Raw genomic sequence first — 19,620 nt, forward strand, 5'->3', positions numbered from 1 at the left:
TGATTTCCACGAGTAAGTCTATGGTCAAAGTCTTAATTTAAAAATTATTCTTCTGAACCTTTACCATATTGTTTGATAATGTCTTCTTGAATAGATTTTGGTACAGCTTCGTAATGATCGAATGTCATTGTGAAAGTACCACGTCCTTGAGTTGCAGAACGTAAAGTAGTTGCGTAACCAAACATTTCTGATAACGGAACTTGTGAGTTGATCATCAACGCGTTACCACGTGGTGTTTGACCTTCGATACGTCCACGACGAGCTGACACGTGACCCATAACGTCCCCTAAGTATTCTTCTGGAACTTGGATGTCAACACGCATCATTGGTTCAAGGATTGCAGGTTTGGCTGTCTTGATAGCGTTACGTAAAGCTAATGAAGCAGCAACTTTGAAGGCTGTTTCAGATGAATCGACATCATGGTAAGAACCATCGTAAAGTTTAGCTTTAACATCGATTAATGGGAAGCCAGCTAATACACCGTTTTCCATTGCATCTTTAAGTCCAGCTTCAACAGCAGGGATGTATTCACGAGGAACCACACCACCGACGATTGCATTTTCAAATTCAAATCCAGCACCTTCTTCGTTAGGTGTGAATTCGATCCATACGTCACCGTATTGACCTTTACCACCTGATTGACGAACGAATTTACCTTGAACTTGCGTTTGTTGTGTGAATGTTTCACGGTAAGATACTTGAGGCGCACCTACTGTTGCAGAAACATTGAATTCACGTTTCAAACGGTCAACGATGATGTCAAGGTGAAGCTCACCCATACCAGCGATGATTGTTTGACCAGTTTCGTGGTCAGTTGACGCACGGAAAGTTGGATCTTCTTCAGCTAATTTACCTAAAGCGATAGACATTTTGTCTTGGTCAGCTTTGGTTTCTGGTTCGATTGCAACTTCGATAACTGGCTCAGGGAATTCCATTGACTCAAGGATAACTTTGTTGTCAACGTCACATAATGTATCACCTGTTGTAGTATCTTTAAGACCTACGGCAGCAGCGATATCACCAGAGAATACTTCATCTACTTCAGAACGAGAGTTAGCGTGCATCATTAAGATACGACCTAAACGTTCACGTTTGTCTTTAGTAGCATTTTGGATGTATGAACCTGATTGAACAGTACCAGAGTATACACGGAAGAAAGTTAAACGACCTACGAATGGGTCAGTCATAACTTTAAACGCTAATGCTGAGAAAGGTGCATCGTCGTCCGCACGAACTTCGATCACTTCTTCTGGGTTGTCAAATGCATGACCTTGGATTGGTGGAACATCAGTTGGTGCAGGTAAGTAGTCGATAACTGCATCAAGCATTAATTGAACACCTTTATTTTTGAAGGCTGAACCACACAATACAGGGAAGAAGTCAACGTTAGTAGTTGCTGTACGGATAGCCGTTTTCAACTCTTCTTTAGAAATTTCTTCACCTTCAAGGTATTTTTCCATAATATCTTCATTCACATCAGCGATTGATTCAATTAGGTTTGTGTGCCATTTTTCAGCTAATTCGCGGTATTCTTCTGGAATTTCGCGTTCTTCGTATTCTCTACCGTCATCAGAGGTGTAAACTTCAGCGTTCATTTCCACTAAGTCAATGATACCTTCGAAGTCATCTTCAGAACCAATTGGTAATTGGATAGGTTGAGCGTTTGCTTGTAAACGTTCGTGGATAGTGTTTACAGAGTATAAGAAGTCTGCACCCAATTTATCCATTTTATTTACAAACACAATACGAGGTACTTTATAAGTATCTGCTTGACGCCAAACAGTTTCTGTTTGAGGCTCTACACCTGATTGGGCATCTAGTAAAGCTACTGAACCATCTAATACACGCAATGAACGTTCAACTTCAACAGTGAAGTCCACGTGTCCTGGGGTATCAATGATGTTTACACGGTGATCTTTCCATTGTGCAGTTGTTGCAGCAGATGTAATAGTGATACCACGTTCTTGTTCTTGCTCCATCCAGTCCATTTGTGCCCCACCATCGTGAGTTTCACCGATTTTATGGATTTTACCAGTGTAGAACAAGATACGTTCAGTAGTCGTCGTTTTACCAGCATCGATGTGGGCCATGATACCGATATTACGAGTCTTTTCAAGAGGAAATTCTCTTTTAGCCATCTTATCTTTACTCCTTTTTTCTTTGATTCGTTTAATAATTGGTTTCCACAATCATTATAACGTTTTTAGAGAAAAGTCGACAATATAAATTATCGACTTTTAGAAAACTCTTACCAACGGAAATGTGCGAAGGCTTTGTTAGCTTCTGCCATACGGTGTGATTCTTCACGTTTACGAACTGAAGCACCTGTATTGTTAGCAGCGTCCATGATTTCGTGTGATAAGCGTTGTTCCATTGTGTTCTCACCACGTAGGCGAGCGTAGTTTACTAACCAACGTAATGCCAAAGTTTGACGACGTTCTGGACGAACTTCGATTGGCACTTGGTAGTTAGAACCACCAATACGACGAGCTTTAACTTCTAAAACTGGTGCGATGTTTTCGATTGCTTGTTCGAAAACCTCCATTGGGTCGTTACCTGTTTCAGCTTTAATGTTGTCGAAGGCAGTATATAAAATAGTAGCTGCTTTACCACGTTTACCATCAACCATGATACGGTTGATTAAACGAGTAACTAATTTTGAGTTATAAATTGGATCTGGTAATACATCACGTTTTGCAATATGTCCTTTACGAGGCATTTGTGCTCCTCCTTTCGAATTTTAATTATTTAGGTTTTTTAGTACCGTATTTAGAACGGCTTTGTTTACGGTCGTTAACTCCAGCAGTATCTAATGCACCACGAACGATGTGGTAACGAACCCCTGGTAAGTCTTTCACACGTCCACCACGGATAAGAACAACACTATGTTCTTGTAAGTTGTGGCCGATACCTGGGATGTAAGCTGTTACCTCGATCATGTTTGATAAACGAACACGAGCGTATTTACGTAACGCTGAGTTAGGTTTTTTCGGTGTCATAGTACCTACACGCGTACAAACTCCACGTTTTTGAGGAGAGTTTGTAGAAGTAGATTTACGTTTCATTGAGTTGTAACCACGACCTAAAGCTGGAGAACCAGATTTTTTAGTTGAGCTTTGGCGTGATTTGCGTACTAATTGGTTAATAGTTGGCATAACTATAAGCTCCTCCTTCCCATTAATGGGTGATATTTTTGGTATATACTTTATGCTCACACATCCAAGCGTGTCATAATTTTTTTGAAAAAATAAAAATCGCTTTACAGCTACGATTTCAGCTTTTCAATGTTTGTGTGCTAATGTACCAGTCAGCACGACTGTTCGATTTGGATACAAATACAGGAATCTGCATACAAAAAGCACCTTATATAATTTATCACATTCGCAAGGTCGCGTCAACAAATAATCTCAAAAAAATAAAGACCACTTTTCCCTCGGCTAGCAAGGAAAGTGTGGCCTTTTTTATACTTACTGTTCTACGTTTCTCATTGTTGGGAATAGTAAGACGTCACGGATTGATTGTGCGTCTGTTAATAGCATCACCATACGGTCGATACCAATTCCTAAACCACCTGTAGGCGGCATACCAGTTTCTAAGGCTTCTAGGAATTCTTCATCTAGTGGATGCGCTTCGTCGTTACCCTCAGCCTTTTCTTTCACTTGAGCTTCAAATCTTTCACGTTGGTCAATTGGATCCGTTAACTCGGTAAAGGCGTTACCAGATTCTGAACCTACAATGAATACTTCAAAACGGTCAGTAAAGCGTGGGTCTTCTTCATTTTTACGTGCCAATGGCGAAATCGCTGTTGGGTGACCGTAAACGAATGTTGGTTGAATTAAAGTGTCTTCGACAAATTCTTCAAAGAATTCATTAATGACATGGCCCACTGTAAAGTTGTTTTCAACTTGTACATGGTGCTCTTTGGCAATTGCGCGAGCTTCTTCATCTGTCATTTCTTGCCAGAAATCAACGCCACTCGCTTCTTTAACTGCATCTACCATGTGGACACGACGCCATTTGCCACCCAATTCGATTGCTTGACCATCGTAAGTGATACTTGTTGTACCCAATACTTTTTCAGCGACTGATTGGAATAAACCTTCAACTAGATCCATCACGTCAGTCATTTTGCTATAAGCTGTATAAACTTCAAGCATAGTGAATTCAGGGTTGTGCGTTGTATCGATCCCTTCGTTACGGAATACACGACCGATTTCGTACACACGTTCCATACCACCAACAACTAGACGTTTTAAGTGCAATTCTAAGGCGATACGTAGATATAATTCCATGTCTAAGGCATTGTGGTGGGTAATGAATGGACGCGCTGAGGCACCACCAGCAATGTTATGTAAGACGGGTGTTTCAACTTCTAGATAGTCGTTACTGTCTAAGTAGTGACGAACTTCACGGATGATTTGCGAACGTTTTGTGAAGCGGTCAAATGATTCACGGTTGGCAATTAGATCTAGGTAACGGTGACGGTAGATTTGTTCTACGTCTGTTAAACCATGGTATTTATCCGGCAATGGACGTAAAGCTTTTGTTAGGTGGACGAATTTCGTCGCTTTAACAGATAATTCACCAGTGTTTGTACGCATTAAAGTACCTTCAACACCAACGATATCCCCTAAGTCAGCTTTCTTCCATAAGTGGTCGTAATCCTCTTCATCAATGTGGTCACGACGCACGTAGATTTGAATGTTGCCTGACATGTCTTGGATGTTCCCAAAACCAGCTTTACCCTTACCACGTTTCGTTACTAAACGGCCGGCAATGGCTACGACGTCATCCATTGCAGCTAATTGCGCTTTGTCATAAGCCTCATATTTTTTGTGTAAATCAGCTGCTACTGCGTTACGTTCAAACCCTGAAGCAAATGGGTTATAGCCGCTTTCTTCTAACTCAGCCATTTTTTCACGACGGACAAGTAGTTGGTCGTTCAACCCTTCAGTCGCATCAGTAGCTTGATGTTGATTATTTTCTTCAGTCACTATATACACTCCTTACTTTATCTATCGTTATCCTCTAGTCAATTCGATACTTATCTATATTGCCAACTTTCTGCCAAAAAAGCAAGCGACCCTTGTCGACAATTTCTATCAGAACAGTTTTTTTCGGACAAACTGTCATCTCTCTGAGCATACGAAAACACAAGCATTGTACCAAATTTTCAGGTTAAAGAAAACCTTAATATGGTAGGAACTGCTTATGCTTTCAATTAATGGGCATTCTCTTCTTTAATATGCGTAAAGGCATCCGTTAAAATTTGCAGGACATGGCTGTCTGCCTGGCTGTAAATAACCGTATTTCTTTCCTTACGTTTCTTCACTAGCCGCAATTCAAACAATTTCTTTAATTGATGGGACACTGCTGATTGTTCCAAACCTAATACTTCAGAAATCTTAGTGGCCCTCATTTCGCCTTCACCCAATAAATATAGTATGCGTAATCTTGTCGGATCCCCCAAAGCCTTAAACATTTTACTCAAATGTCGAATTTGCTCCGGTTCAACCGTCTCGTGTTGACCCTCAAGATGTTCTTCTGCTTCCTTCATAAAAGCCTTCTTTCACTTTTAATAATGTTCATTCACTCAATTACTACTATTAATTGCTTGTATTGAAGTCGAAAGCACCTTCAGCAACAAATCGTCTGCCGTCATCTGGAATAACAACGACTACTTTTTTATTTTGACCTAGGGTTTTAGCCACCGCAATCGCTGCTGCAACTGCTCCACCACCGGCTGGCCCTACCAATAATCCTTCATTGATGGCTAACAAGCGACTAGTTTCCTTAGCCTTGGCCAAATCAATGGCCACGATACTGTCGTATAAAGTGGTATCCAAATTCAAAGGCAATAAACCTGGGTTAAACCCAGTAGCTACACTCGGATTAGCCATTTCACCTGACAAGAATTTGGCATCCTTATCTTCTACCGCATAGAGTTGGATATTCTTGTTTTCCTGTCTAAGGGCTGTTCCAACACCCGTCATCGTTCCACCAGTTGCGATGGTTGATACAAAGGCATCTGGCGCGCCGTTTAAGGCTTCGATGATTTCTGGTCCTGTTGTTTTTACATGGACAGCAGCATTGCTCTCATCATCATAAACATCAATAAATAGGTGGTTACCCGCTTCAGCGTAAGCCCGCGCTTGGGTCATGGCATCTACAACACCTTGTTTACCGGCTACCAGTTGCACTTGAGCCCCGTATGCGCGTAAGACTGTCAAGTCATGGTGCGTGGTTGTATCTGGGACAAAGGCTTTTGTATCATAACCCTTGCTCGCTCCTAGTAAGGCGAAAGAGGCAGCAACTTCGGCTGTGGTTGCGACCACAATTTGTTGGCCAGCTTGTAAGCGACCCTCATTTTCCGCTACTTCAATCATGTTTAAGGCAACGCGGTCGTATATTGATCCGGTTGGGTTAGCTGTTTCGAGTTTGACGTATACCTGTGCGGCTTTATATGGGACTGATCGTTGCAATTTCAGTAATGGTGTTTCTCCGATTAATTGACTCATATAATTTGTAACTTCCATATTATAGCTCAAACCTTTCTCTGTAAAATGATTGCATAGCCTTGTTGATTATACCTATTATAGCAAACCTTGGCCTTAAGCTTGGTCTTCAATGCCTTTTAAATCTTCAGCCGTGAATTGATAGCATTTATTACAGAATTGACATACCACTTCGGCCCCGTTATCTTCTTCGATCATAGCTGTGATTTCTTCTTTCGGTAAAGTCGCTAATCCAGCCGCAAACCGGTCTTTGTTACAGTCACAAGCGAATTGCACATCACGTTCATCTAAGAATTTGACATTTTCTTCACCTAACAAACGGTTGATCATGTCTTTGGCTGTCGCACCATCTGACAATAATTCGGTTACTTGCGGTGTTTCAGCAACGGCCTTTTCAACGGCTTCAATAGACGGTTCAGTCACCCCTGGCATCAATTGGATCATCCAACCACCAGCGTTAATCACTGTTTCATCTGTGTCCACCAATACACCTAATCCTACTGCAGAAGGTGTTTGCTCAGAGTAAGCAAGATAGTACGTGAAGTCTTCAGCGATTTCACCTGAAACTATTGGCACTTGACCAGAGAAGGGTTCTTTCAAACCTAAATCTTTTGTAACGGTAAAAAGACCTTCCGTTCCGACCGCGCCACGTACATCAATCTTGCCTTTGTCGTTTGGATCTAGGCTGATATGTGGCTCTTGAACGTAGCCTTTCACATTTCCTTGACCGTCCGCAACAGCTACTAACTTACCAGCTGGGCCATTCCCGTTAATTTGGACAGTGATTTTGGCATCATCTTTAATGTCAGACCCCATCATCAAAGTACCCACTAACGTACGTCCTAGAGCTGCTGTAGAAGCAGACCATGTATCATGTTTCTTTTGTGCCTCTTGGACAACAGCCGTAGCATCTACAGCTGTAATACGAACTTCACCATCAAAGGCTACTGCCTTAATTAATTTATCTGTCATTTATTTCACTCCATTATTAGGTGCTAGGCACCCATTATTCGCTTGTCGCTCTTCAACTACTATTCTAACCTAATTTGGCGAACAGTGAAAATATAATAGTTAGCAAGGTGTTAAGCAAACTGCTAAATAATGAACCGTTAGAACAAAATCTTTCAATATCTGAAACATATCGAAAGATTTTGTGAAACACAGTCACTATTGGTTTACTGAACCCGTTTATTGGTGCTAGGAAAGTCCCTTCTTTATTGCATTGAAAAACCTCCGATAAAATGTCATCGGAGGTTTTTATTGATTCAAGAAAAGTTGGCTCTTACATCCTAGTCGGGTTCGCTCGCACCTTACTTAGTCTTGATCTATATGTGCATTTCGCCCTTGTGGACCTTGATGATCGTCGTTGTCGTCATCAGAGTCATTAACATCATCAGCCGCTTCGGTTTGATCTTCTGAAGTCGTTTCTTCAGACCATTCACCATTACGGTATTGACGATGCTCAGCGCCACGTTGTAAGTCTTTTTTTACTTCTTCAAAAGATTTAGCTTCTGATTCACGTTCTTGTTCGCCATCTAATGGTTCTGGCATTTCACCAGTTTCGAATAAGGCGCGAATTGTGCGTTCATCTAACGTTTCAAGTTCTAGTAATTTCTCAGCAATCACATCTAATTGATCACGGTGAGAAGCTAAGATACTTTCTGCTTCTTCCAAACACTCGTCCATGAACTTACGTACTTCGTCATCAATTTGACCAGCTGTGCGTTCAGAGTAAGATTTGTTTTGTGCATAACCAGAATCTGCCCCACGCATTGAGTGGTTACCTTCGTATGAAATTGGTCCAAGTAATTCACTCATACCGTATTCAGTAATCATGGCACGAACAATACCTGTCGCTTGTTCAAAGTCATTAGAAGCCCCAGAGGTTTGGGTATTGAAGATTAATTGTTCAGCGGCACGTCCACCTAGTAAACCAATCACTTGTTCACGCAAGTCTTTCGTTGTGTAAAGGTTTTGGTCTTCACGAGGAAGCATAATCGCATAACCACCAGCTTTACCACGCGGTACAATTGTTACCTTGTGGACTACACGGGCGTCGCTTAGGACTAAACCAGCAATGGTATGACCAGCCTCGTGGTAAGCAACCATACGACGTTCAACCTTAGAAATCACGCGGTCTTTCTTGGCCGGACCAGCAATCACGCGGTCTTGCGCTTCATCAATATCAATCATATCAATTTGTTTCTTATCTACACGAGCTGCCACTAAAGCCGCCTCGTTTAATAAGTTTTCAAGTTCAGCACCAGTAAATCCTGGGGTTTGTTGAGCAAGAACTTTCAAGTCTACCCCTGGACCGAACGGCTTGTTACGGGCATGTACCTTCAAGATTGCTTCACGACCCTTAACATCTGGACGACCAACTAATACTTGTCTGTCAAAACGACCTGGACGTAGTAAAGCTGGGTCCAATACGTCAGAACGGTTAGTTGCCGCAATCACGATAACATTATCTTTTTCAGAGAAACCATCCATCTCAACCAACAATTGGTTCAATGTTTGCTCACGTTCATCATGACCCGATCCTGGACCAGCACCACGACGACGACCAACAGCATCAATCTCATCAATAAAGATGATCGATGGGGCACTCTTCTTAGCATTTTCGAATAAGTCACGTACACGAGAAGCACCGACACCAACGAACATTTCCACAAACTCAGAACCTGAGATTGAGTAGAAAGGCACGCCAGCTTCACCGGCCACTGCTTTAGCAAGTAAAGTTTTACCAGTACCTGGAGGACCCTCTAAAAGAACACCTTTTGGAATACGGGCACCTAAAGCTTGGAATTTACGTGGATCTTTCAAGAAGTCCACCACTTCAACCAACTCTTGTTTCTCTTCATCCGCACCAGCGACATCAGAGAATCGTACTTTTACTTCTTTCTTCGATTGATCAACAGCCTTCGATTTCCCCATAGACATTGGGTTGTTTCGACCGCCACCTTGGCTTTGGCTGAACATCATGTACATAATCACAACGAAGAAAATAATCGGTACAGCAGTGAATAATAAGCTCAACCACATACCAGACTGGTCTTCTTCTAAGGCAGTCATTTCAGTACCGGTCGCATTCGCTGCATCCGTAATCGTTGCAATCGTGTTGTCATTAGGCAATACGTTTACCACAAACTCAGAAGCTGAGCTTTGTTGTAAATCTTGGAAAATTGGAATCCCGTCACTAGTTGAGGATGACGATTCACTTGATTCCTCACCCGAACCCTTGTAAGCACCGCGGATTTGGTAAGCCCCGGCGTTGGATTGGATAGAGAAACGCTCTACATCCCCATCAGAAAGTGTTTGAATGAATTCTGATTGTGTTAACTCTTCAGTGGTACCACCAGTAGAATCACTCGTTAATGATCTGACTAATGCCATCAAAGCAAAGAACATAATCAGCCACAGCAAACCACTTCTAATGAAGGTGTTTCTATTTGGTCTATTAGGTCTCTTTTGTTGCATTCATTTTCCCCATTCTAATTCTTGTTCTTAAAGTAGCCTGTAAATAAATAGTAAAAAAATAGATATAAATAAACTAACTCACTAATTATGGAATAAATGTGCGTAAACACTAGGCTTCAAAATACCGATATAAGGCAATTGTCGGTACTCTTCATCAAAGTCCATACCGTAACCAATTACAAATTTGTCAGGGATTTCAAAACCAATATAATCCACTGAAACTTCGGCAGTACGGCGTTCAGGTTTATTTAGTAAAGTAACCACCTTCACACTCGCAGCATTACGGTGTTGGAACAAATCATGGATTTTCGACAAGGTATTCCCCGTATCCACAATATCCTCAACAATAATCACGTGACGACCAGATACATCAGCATCTAAATCCTTCAAAATCTTCACCTGACCTGATGACTCAACGCCACCGCCGTAACTAGAAATATCCATAAAGTCAATTTGTAATTTAACATCCATTGCACGAATCAAGTCAGACATGAATAAGACAGAGCCTTTCAAAATAGCCACCACAATCGGGTTCTTATCTTGATAATCCGCCGTTAACTCCTCCCCTAACACCTGAATACGTTCCGCAATTTCCTCAGCCGAAACTAAAATTTCCTCTACATCTTTATGCATGCCTATAATCCTCCACATTTCATTTCACATAATTCTAGGTTATTTTAGCAAATAACCCAATTTAATAGCAATTAATTAAGACTACTCATTCAAATCTAACCCCTTTAGCGCAGAAAAACCACCCTAAAAACATTCAATAAGCGAAAAGTATTATATCAATCTTACCATTAAACGCCAACAAATACGTCAAAAACCCCTAAAATTTTACCAATACTTTAGCCCCCGCACCACTCCGATTTACATACAAGACCTCTCCATTGAAAAAGAGGCCCCACACCTGTTGCTGGCTATCCGCTAACACAAAAATATCATCCCGGATACCAGACGGGACCTTTTCGTTGATTAAAAAGCGATTCAGCTTTTGTCGATGACCATTTGACAGGCGGATAAAATCTCCGGGACGGCGATCACGCACCGTCAAGCTAACGTCAGCACCCACCTCAGCCAACAAGACAGCCCCCTGGTCCAAATAAACATCCGCTTGGTCATCGTCAAACCAACCAAACTTGACCCCGTCGCCTACTACCACCCACTCCTGCCAACTTAAAACTTGCTCAGTCCTTTTACCGGCGGCACTAGCACCCGCCAAGAAAACAGACCGGCCACCGTGCAGAATATAGGCCGTATCATACACCTTAACCAGGCGGTAGCCTCCCGGCAACCGCCACTCAGCTTGCCCATTCTCGCTCTGTAAGAAAGCCACCATCCGCTTAAAGCCGTCTTGCGTAAAGGCGGCTAAGTCGGCAACCCCCGTTCGGTCAAACAATCGCTGCCACAACAAAACTTGTTCAGGCAAGTCATAGTCCGCTATGGCCGCCAAATCAACTTGCCAAGTGTCATCTTTTTTCCTCAAGACATCTCTTAAAACTTGATCCATATAAGCGTCCGCAAACCGGCTGGTCGCTTGAGCAGCCAAGGCAAAGTCGCCCAGATGGTCAACAAGGGCGCCATCTTCCGCCTCCAATTCCGGCAGATACTGCTGTCTAAACCTGTTTCTGGTATAAGCCAGGTCAAGATTAGACGCGTCCTCACTAAAAGGGACCTGACACGCCGTTGCATAGTCATATAAATCAGCCTTATCCACACTTAACAAGGGGCGGAGCACATAACCCGTCTGCAAGCCCTGGTCCAAGTGAATTGGCCGGTAGGGATGAATGCCGGCAATACTCTTCAAGCGGCCGCCATGAACCAACCGCATCAAGACTGTTTCCGCCTGGTCATTTTGATGGTGGGCTGTCACTAAGAAAGGTGACTTAGTCAAGACCATCATCCGCTCAAAGACCGCATATCGGAATTCGCGTGCCGCTAATTCCGACCGGTTTGGATTCTGCGGGTCATCGTGGTCCCAAGCCACTACTTGGATAGGGATATCTCGGTCCTCACAAAATTTGATGACCATATCTTGCTCAGCCGTTGATTCAGGACGGAGCTGGTGGTTGATATGGATCACTGAAAAAGTCACTAAAGATTTATGACTTAAGCGGTGAAACAAATCTAACAAAACCATAGAATCTACGCCACCAGACACAGCCAATAGAAAAGGGATATGCCCATCAATTGGCCTATAGTTAGCCGGTAGCTGCGACTTCAACCGGTCTTTCGTAGCTAATAGCCAGTCTTCCACTATCTTTAATAGATTTTCACCCATCATATACCGCTCCTTTCCTAAGTCTTTACTTTCCCGAATATTCTCTATTTATCCCTATCTATTCTTAGACACGATTAAACATCAAAGAGGTCTGCGACAAATTGCCACAGACCCCTCTCAATAAGTGTCTACACTTAGTTTTTGGGCCTGTAACCTTAGTCACAACCCCCTATATCTTATTAAGAACGACGGCCACCTCGACCACCGCGTTTACCTTCTGTATTACGTTTTAATGAAGTTAAACGGTCATCAGAATCTTTTAAGAATGATGACATCAGGCTATCGAAATCATTTGTCCCCGCTTTGTTACCAGCGTTAGACTTGAATGAATTCCCGCCACCAAAGTTTGAACGACCACCTGAATGGTTGTTTGATTTTGGTTTACCTTGATAGCCACCACCACGGTTGTCGCGGTTGTCATCTTTACGGAAGTTTTGGTTGCCACGGTCGCGACCGCCACCATCGTTGTTTCCGCGATTAGAAGACGCTGGTTTGCTTGCGCTATCTGCGTTTAAACGACGGATTGACAATGCAATCTTACCGTCATCAGCTACATTGGTCACTAAAACAGTTACTTCATCTCCAACCGATAAGACATCGTTGATATCTTTCACGTATCCTTCAGCTACTTCAGAGATGTGGACTAAACCATTTTTGCCTTCTCCTAAATCAACAAACGCACCAAATTTTGTAATCCCTGTAACTTTTCCGGTAACTTTATTTCCTACTTCAATTGCCATGTATCCCAAATATCCTCCTTGAAATTCTTGCATCCGGTAAAAGGATTTTTATCCGGACGAGTAAAGCTATTTCTAGTTTACCTTGTTAGCGCAATTTATTCATCATTATTTTCTTGATTTTGTAAGTAAGCCTTATTTAAGATTTCAGCTTGTTTAGAAGCATTATCTTCAGGCACACTGAAGATGATTTCCCCATCTTTACTTAAGTAGTAACGTGACCGCGCTAATTTTGCCACGTATTCATCATCTTTTAGTAAGGTTGCTTGTTGACTTAAGGTGTCAATCGCCTTTTGTTCACCGGCAATTTCATCCTCAGTTAAAGCGATTTGTTCTTCAACGCCTTGTTGGTCCTTGTGCGCTGCATAAGCAGTCGACACACAACCCAAAGTCACAACAGCGAAGATACCAACGACAAGCCATGTAATCCAATCAGCTGTGGTCCTTGGTTTTCGTGACCACTTCTTGGTTTTTGCTTTACGGTGTTTTGCTAATGATGTCACTTTTTTGCTTTCACGGTCGGGACGATCTTCTGGCCGCATAGCAAAAACCCCTTTCTGTGGTTGTTTTGAATCCGTCAATCATATACTTAAATAGTATAACAATAATTCAAAGCTAGCGCCATCATAAATCAAGACTAAATACTACCTTTTTCCTGATCCTCGTGGTAACTTTCGCCAACTATGGTAAACATATTTTCCGCTTCATCTTTTCGTGTTGCTTCTTTCAAGTTTTCAACGCGAACAGTCATGTCCTTATTCCCAAATGTAATTACCAGTTCGTCACCGATTTTAACATCTGTACCTGACTTAGCTGGACGACCATTAATGGTAATCCGACCCTTGTCCGCAACTTCTTTAGCAACACTTCTTCTTTTAATAATTCTGGATACTTTTAAAAATTTATCTAATCGCAAAAATCTTTCTCCTTTATTTTATACGTATTTTTTTGAAAATTCGGCTAGCTTCTTTTAATTTTCTCTAAATTAATCCACAAAAACCATTTCCATACTTATCTTAAACCTAGTATACCATGATTTGCGCCTAGTCCTTAACCAATAGGCTAGGAATTTGCTAGCTTTTCCGGAGTTTTATCCCCTTACAAGCTTTAATGATTCTTTAGGCAAAATGACTATACCCATATTAGAAACAACATTCACGGATCTGGGACGCCTTTCCCTTAGTATCCGGGACACCTCGCCCATTTCCGGAACGTGCACTCATTCACTACGCTTTACCCCTGCAATAGTCGCCATATCAGCTCGCCCTTTGGTAAGGTTTCCCATTCGACTTGGTTTAATATCGGGTCTTTCCGTAAGTAACCAACCACCAACAAAACGCCTACAAGGATTTGAATCCCCATCAACAAGGCATCCATCAACCGTTCCGGCGCTACCCCTAAGACTTGGTGCCATAAGTAAGCTAAGATAAAGTTCACCGCAACCATTAAAACAGCTAATAACCCTGCTTTAAAGGCTACTCGCTCCCATTTCAACAGACGCACTTCCTTGGGCAAGGTCCAATCTAGGTAAATGATCATAGCCACTAAACCTAAATTAGTTGCCCAGGCCGCACCTACAGTACCTAGGAAACCAACTAAAATCGCTGTAAATATCCCCTTAACTAGCATGCCGACCATAAAGGCAATACCTGCTTTATACCACTGTCCTTGGGCTTGGAGAATATTATTTTGCCCCAATACGAGACTGGCGAGGATAACCATCACCACATAAACCATTAAGACCTCAGAACCAGCAGAACTAGCAAATAGGAAATGGTTTAATTGGGGCATGATCGATATCAAACCGCCCGTAATGATGGTGGCGAAAAAGAGAGTCACCCGTAGGTATTGTCTGCTGACGATTTCAAATTCGCCAGCTTCCTTGCGGTCACCCTTTTTCACTAAAGCAAGGGTGGGTAAGAATGAAGTGGCAAGCGATGTGGCCACAACCATGCCTAGTTGGACGATGGGCTGTCCGCGGTCGTAAATCCCCTTCATATCCTTGGCTACAGCCGTCGCAATCCCATTATCTACCAGTTGGTCATAAACGGTAAAGGCGTCAATCAGCTGATAAAAGACCAATAGTACTGAGAAGAAACAAATAACAAAGCCTTCTGTGACAAAGTCTTTGGTTAATTTAGTCCAGGATAAGCCTGCGCCGTCATCAGGGTCACTCGCTTGATCTAACCCGTAATGCCCGGCTAAAAAGTCTTGGTACATGGCCTTCTCGCGGTAATTTAACAAGTAATAAGCCATGACGATCGAAGCAGCTGCGGCGGCAATCCAAGCTGACTGCATGGTCCAAAAACCCATCTGGTAGACATCTGGATTCTTGTCAGTCACCTCCATCCGGCTAAAGATGAAGGCGACAGTTAAAATGACTGCCACCCGAACGAATTGCTCGGTAACTTGCGAAATAGCGGTTGGGGTCATAAGATTACGCCCCTGCATAAAACCTCTAGACAGGAGTAAACCTGGCATCAAGAGGAACATAAAAGACACGCTTTTGATAACAGGCGTCAGTAAACTATCACCCATCATAGCCGCAATCCAATCAGCCCCAAAATAAACCAGGGCAAAACAAGCGAGTGCAAAAACCGACACAATGACTGCGTATCTCTTCAACAAAGATTTACTTTGCTTGTGGTTATTTTGTAGGGCGACCTGTTTACCAATAAAAGATGGCAACCCATTTAAAGCGAAGGTCATCCCTATTCCGTAAATTGGGTAAACCTGTTGGTAGACATAAAAACCCTCGTTACCGACCATATTCTGTAAAGGGACCCGGTAGATAGCAGACAATACTTTAGCCACTAAGGCTGCGAGCGTTAGAACGGCAGCCCCTTGCATGGCCGCTTGACCCGTTGATCTTGCCTTTGAATCATCATTTTTCACCATCTAGTCACCTACTTGATCATTTTCTGCATCTAAACCAGTTTGATCAGCTTCATTTTCAGCAGCCTTCACTTGAGCGTCTACAGCAGCTTTACCCGCCGCCTCTTCTTGTTCAGCTTTTAAGGCTTGTGCTTTCTCGTAGTCAGCTTTCTCCTTGGCCAATTGGTCCGCCTTCATTTGGACCACATTTTCGTCATTAGCTAACTTGGTTGTAAATTGCAGCAAGTAGTCCAACCATTCTTCAGTAGACAACTTGTTTAAACCTAGGCTAATCATTAAGGCAGCCCCAACTTGCTTAATCGCTAAGCGGAAAGGATTGTCCTCTAAAGCCTTGAAGATAGCTGGTGTCATGATTTGTTGTTCAAGATTTTCGTGGAAAAGTACTTCTATGGTGTTACTGGCGGTAATACGTTTAATGCTTGTCACACCAACCTTATCGGCCGCCGCTTTAATAGCACCTACTTGCAGTAAAAGTTGCGTTTCAATTGGTGGTTCACCGTATCGATCCATCAACTCATCATCCAAGTCCCACATTTCATCCACGCTGGTCATGGCTTGCACCCGTTTATAAATCTCCACTTTTTGTCGCTCATCCCGGATATAGTTCTGCGGGATATAAGCATCAATAGATAGTGAAATTTCCACTGGCTCAGTTTTCTTAGCCGGTAAAATGCCCCGTTTACGTTGGACTGCTTCACGTAGCATTTGTGAATAGAGGTCGAAACCGACTGAGTTAACAAAGCCGTGTTGCTGTTTCCCGAGCAAGTTACCTGCTCCACGGATGGACAGGTCCCGCATGGCAATCTTAAAACCAGACCCTAGTTCCGTGAAATCACGTAAGGCCATCAAGCGTTTTTCAGATACCTCAGACAACATCTTGTCTGGCCGATACATGAAGTAGGCATAGGCAATTCGAGTTGACCGCCCAACCCGGCCCCGTAATTGGTAAAGGGTAGATAGCCCCATCCGGTCGGCCCCTTCAACTAGTAAGGTGTTAGCATTAGGAATGTCGACCCCTGTTTCAATAATGGTTGTAGTCACTAAAACATCAAACTCACCAAGGACAAAGTCCATCATGACATTTTCCAATTGAACAACAGTCATTTGACCATGGGCAATGGCTACCCTCGCTTCAGGTACTAACTCATTGATAAAGGCTGCTTTTTCTTCGATTTGGGCCACATTATTAAAGAGATAGAAAACTTGGCCGTCTCGGGCAATTTCTCGTTCAATGGCATCTTTGACAGCCCCGTAATTTTGTTCCATTACAAAAGTCTGGACGGGATATCGGTTAGCTGGTGGAGTTTCAATAACGGATAAGTCCCGAACCCCTAGCATAGACATGTTTAAAGTACGAGGAATCGGTGTCGCCGTCAGGGTCAACACATCCACATTGGCTTTTAAAGCCTTCAGTTTTTCTTTGGCCTTCACCCCAAACCGTTGCTCCTCATCGACCACTAATAGGCCTAAATCAAGGAACTCCACATCTTTAGACAGGATGCGGTGAGTACCAATCACAATGTCCACTTGCCCCTTTTTCAAGCCCGCAATGGTTTCATTTTGTTGGGCCTTACTTCTAAATCTAGATAGTAAGCCAATTTCAAAAGGCCAGTCCGCAAACCGTTCTGTAAAGGTTTCGTAGTGTTGTTGGGCTAAAACAGTCGTTGGCACTAGGAAAGCAACTTGTTTACCCTCCATTAAGGCTTTAAAGACAGCTCGCATAGCGACTTCTGTTTTCCCAAAACCGACATCACCAACAAGTAATCGGTCCATCGGTTTCTCTACTTCCATATCCTTCTTAATTTCCGCGATTGACCGGACTTGGTCATCGGTTTCTGAATAAGGGAAGGCATTCTCAAATTCAGCCTGTTCAGCAGTATCTGGACCAAAAGCGAAACCTTTCTGAGCTTCACGAGAGGCGTATAAGTCAATCAGTTCATCCGCGATATCTTCAATCTTACTGGACACCTTCTGCTTGGTTTTCGCCCATTCGCTACCGCCCATTTTATTTAATTTAGGCTCACGCCCCTCAGCAGACACATATTTTTGGACCAAATCGATCTGGTCAATCGGTACATGAATAGCTGCTTGGTCGGCGAAGACAATGGTCAGGTAGTCTTGATGAGTGCCGGCAAACTCGATCGTTTCAATCCCGGTATACCGACCAATCCCGTGGTTCACGTGGACCACATAATCCCCAACTTCTAATTGTTGGTAGTTTTTGATTCGTTCCGCATTTGAAATCAGCGGTTTCTTAGCCTTGCGTCGTTTCTTTTGGGTATGGAAAATATCTGCTTCAGCCAGTAAGACTAAGCGTTCTTGGACGAATTCAATCGATCCTGATAAGCCACCCGCAATTAAGTTGATCTTGTTGGCGAAGATATTCCCTTCGTCCGTCGCTTCAGCCCTTACATCTATTTCTTGCAAAATGGTTTGGACTTCTTTCACTCTGTCCTTGTCTTTTAACATGACAACCACTGTTCGACCTGTCCGAACCCAAGCATCTAGCTCAATTTTCAGGGCATCCATTTGGTCATAAAACTGGGTAATCATTCGCGTTTGATACTGGTACAGCCCATCGAATTTCAGTGACCCTAGCCCTTGCTGCCATACAGAAAAGTAAAATTTACGACCTTTAAAAGCTTGAATACCTTCCTTAAAGTCAGCATAAACTTGGACCTGGGCTGGTAATTGTCCCATTTCAACCATGGTTTGTAAATACATTTCGGTATTGCTGATCCAAGTAGCCTCTTCTTGAATTAAACGCGCATAGTCGTCCAAAATCAAGAAGGCTTGGTCGCCAATGTAGTCAAGAATCGTTGTCGTTTCTGGGTACATATACCGGTGGAAGTATTTTGAGTTTTCCGTGGTTTCGCCATTTTTCCAGGCAAGAGCTTCATCATTGACAACTGCAGTCGCTAGATCTTTAACCACGTCGTCTTTAATCTTAGCCAACGACTTGGCCATCAGTTTTTGGAAGGCATCAGCTTGGGCCTGCAATTGTTGCGGCAAGACAATGAATTCTTGCGACGGTTGAATATTGATACTTGGTTGGTCTTGCAGGGATTTTTGGTTGTTGGGATCAAAAGTTGAAATCCGCTCCACCTCATCAAAGGCTAAAGACACTCGAATCGGATATTCGGCATTTATAGGATAGAAGTCTACGATATCCCCGCGTTGACTCATTTCGCCTGGGGTCATGACAATTTCAGCCCGTTGGTAACCCTGGTTTAACAGACGTTGAACTAGGGTAGCTGGCTCTAATTCGTCCCCTAATTTGACTAGTAAACGAGTATTGTCCCAAATTTCTGTTGGGGTCAGCAGGCGTTTCAAACCAAACATAGGCGTGATTAAGACACCAGTCGCTTTAGGGTCGCGCGCCCAATTTAAAACAGTCAACCGATCGGCTAAGGCTTCTGGACTGGCAATCGCCCAGTCAGCAGCCACAGATTCTGGCACATTAAAGAGATGCAATTGTTCATCAGTAAAGTCACTTTGCAGGTCATTATAAAAGTGGTCGGCTTGCAGTAGATTGTTGGTTACAATGACTACTTTTTGTTCACTGGCCAAATTCAGTAGGGTTTTTGCCATATAAGCCCGACTAGCCCCTTGAAGGCCCAGATATAGGACTGATTGACCTGATTTGGCTTGTTGTTTAAATGATTCATTTTGAGATTCCTGCAAGAAAAACGTTTGTAAATCCAAGCGGTCT

15 protein-coding genes are annotated in these 19,620 nt (G+C 42.9%); all 15 read right to left on the bottom strand.

Annotation, left to right across the window (positions count from 1 at the left end; translation table 11 throughout):
* Positions 1 to 44 precede the first annotated feature (44 nt).
* A complete protein-coding gene (gene fusA, locus A6J77_RS02930) occupies positions 45 to 2,138 on the bottom strand; it encodes an elongation factor G (protein ID WP_083068078.1) in 2,094 nt (697 codons plus the stop codon).
* Between the two features lie 110 nt (positions 2,139 to 2,248).
* Positions 2,249 to 2,719, bottom strand: coding sequence for a 30S ribosomal protein S7 (gene rpsG / locus A6J77_RS02935; RefSeq protein WP_016896550.1), 471 nt, complete (start codon positions 2,717 to 2,719; stop codon positions 2,249 to 2,251).
* Positions 2,720 to 2,744: 25 nt separating this feature from the next.
* A complete protein-coding gene (rpsL, locus tag A6J77_RS02940; RefSeq protein ID WP_059135282.1) occupies positions 2,745 to 3,155 on the bottom strand; it encodes a 30S ribosomal protein S12 in 411 nt (136 codons plus the stop codon).
* 312 nt (positions 3,156 to 3,467) lie between these two features.
* Positions 3,468 to 4,994 carry a lysine--tRNA ligase gene (lysS, locus tag A6J77_RS02945; RefSeq protein WP_083068079.1) on the bottom strand — a complete coding sequence of 509 codons (1,527 nt, stop codon included), beginning with the start codon at positions 4,992 to 4,994 and terminating at the stop codon, positions 3,468 to 3,470.
* A gap of 227 nt (positions 4,995 to 5,221) precedes the next feature.
* Positions 5,222 to 5,557, bottom strand: a complete 336-nt coding sequence (locus A6J77_RS02950; protein ID WP_083068080.1) for an ArsR/SmtB family transcription factor — start codon at positions 5,555 to 5,557, stop codon at positions 5,222 to 5,224.
* Between the two features lie 49 nt (positions 5,558 to 5,606).
* Positions 5,607 to 6,518 (bottom strand): PLP-dependent cysteine synthase family protein, encoded by a 912-nt coding sequence (locus A6J77_RS02955; protein WP_227645107.1) that lies wholly within the window; start codon positions 6,516 to 6,518, stop codon positions 5,607 to 5,609.
* 93 nt (positions 6,519 to 6,611) lie between these two features.
* The gene (hslO, locus tag A6J77_RS02960; RefSeq protein WP_083068083.1) at positions 6,612 to 7,487 is read right to left on the bottom strand and encodes an Hsp33 family molecular chaperone HslO; all 876 of its coding nucleotides are present in this window, start codon (positions 7,485 to 7,487) and stop codon (positions 6,612 to 6,614) included.
* A 342-nt stretch (positions 7,488 to 7,829) separates the two neighbouring features.
* Positions 7,830 to 9,995 carry an ATP-dependent zinc metalloprotease FtsH gene (gene ftsH / locus A6J77_RS02965; protein ID WP_083068085.1) on the bottom strand — a complete coding sequence of 722 codons (2,166 nt, stop codon included), beginning with the start codon at positions 9,993 to 9,995 and terminating at the stop codon, positions 7,830 to 7,832.
* Between the two features lie 81 nt (positions 9,996 to 10,076).
* On the bottom strand, positions 10,077 to 10,628 hold the full coding sequence (gene hpt, locus A6J77_RS02970; protein WP_083068086.1) for a hypoxanthine phosphoribosyltransferase: 552 nt from the start codon (positions 10,626 to 10,628) through the stop codon (positions 10,077 to 10,079).
* A 196-nt stretch (positions 10,629 to 10,824) separates the two neighbouring features.
* Positions 10,825 to 12,276 (bottom strand): tRNA lysidine(34) synthetase TilS, encoded by a 1,452-nt coding sequence (gene tilS / locus A6J77_RS02975; protein ID WP_227645108.1) that lies wholly within the window; start codon positions 12,274 to 12,276, stop codon positions 10,825 to 10,827.
* 179 nt (positions 12,277 to 12,455) lie between these two features.
* Positions 12,456 to 13,016 (bottom strand): S1 domain-containing RNA-binding protein, encoded by a 561-nt coding sequence (locus A6J77_RS02980; RefSeq protein WP_083068088.1) that lies wholly within the window; start codon positions 13,014 to 13,016, stop codon positions 12,456 to 12,458.
* Between the two features lie 95 nt (positions 13,017 to 13,111).
* Complete coding sequence (locus A6J77_RS02985; protein ID WP_050774109.1) at positions 13,112 to 13,555, bottom strand: FtsB family cell division protein; 444 nt, start codon at positions 13,553 to 13,555, stop codon at positions 13,112 to 13,114.
* Between the two features lie 95 nt (positions 13,556 to 13,650).
* Positions 13,651 to 13,929, bottom strand: coding sequence for an RNA-binding S4 domain-containing protein (locus A6J77_RS02990; protein WP_083068089.1), 279 nt, complete (start codon positions 13,927 to 13,929; stop codon positions 13,651 to 13,653).
* Positions 13,930 to 14,246: 317 nt separating this feature from the next.
* Positions 14,247 to 15,911: a polysaccharide biosynthesis protein gene (locus tag A6J77_RS02995; protein ID WP_083068094.1), complete on the bottom strand. Its 1,665-nt coding sequence runs from the start codon at positions 15,909 to 15,911 to the stop codon at positions 14,247 to 14,249.
* Positions 15,912 to 19,613 carry a transcription-repair coupling factor gene (mfd, locus tag A6J77_RS03000; RefSeq protein ID WP_083068096.1) on the bottom strand — a complete coding sequence of 1,234 codons (3,702 nt, stop codon included), beginning with the start codon at positions 19,611 to 19,613 and terminating at the stop codon, positions 15,912 to 15,914.
* Positions 19,614 to 19,620: the final 7 nt, after the last annotated feature.

Origin of the sequence: Aerococcus viridans (genome assembly GCF_002083135.2) — a bacterium.
GTDB classification, from domain to species: Bacteria; Bacillota; Bacilli; order Lactobacillales; family Aerococcaceae; genus Aerococcus; species Aerococcus viridans_C.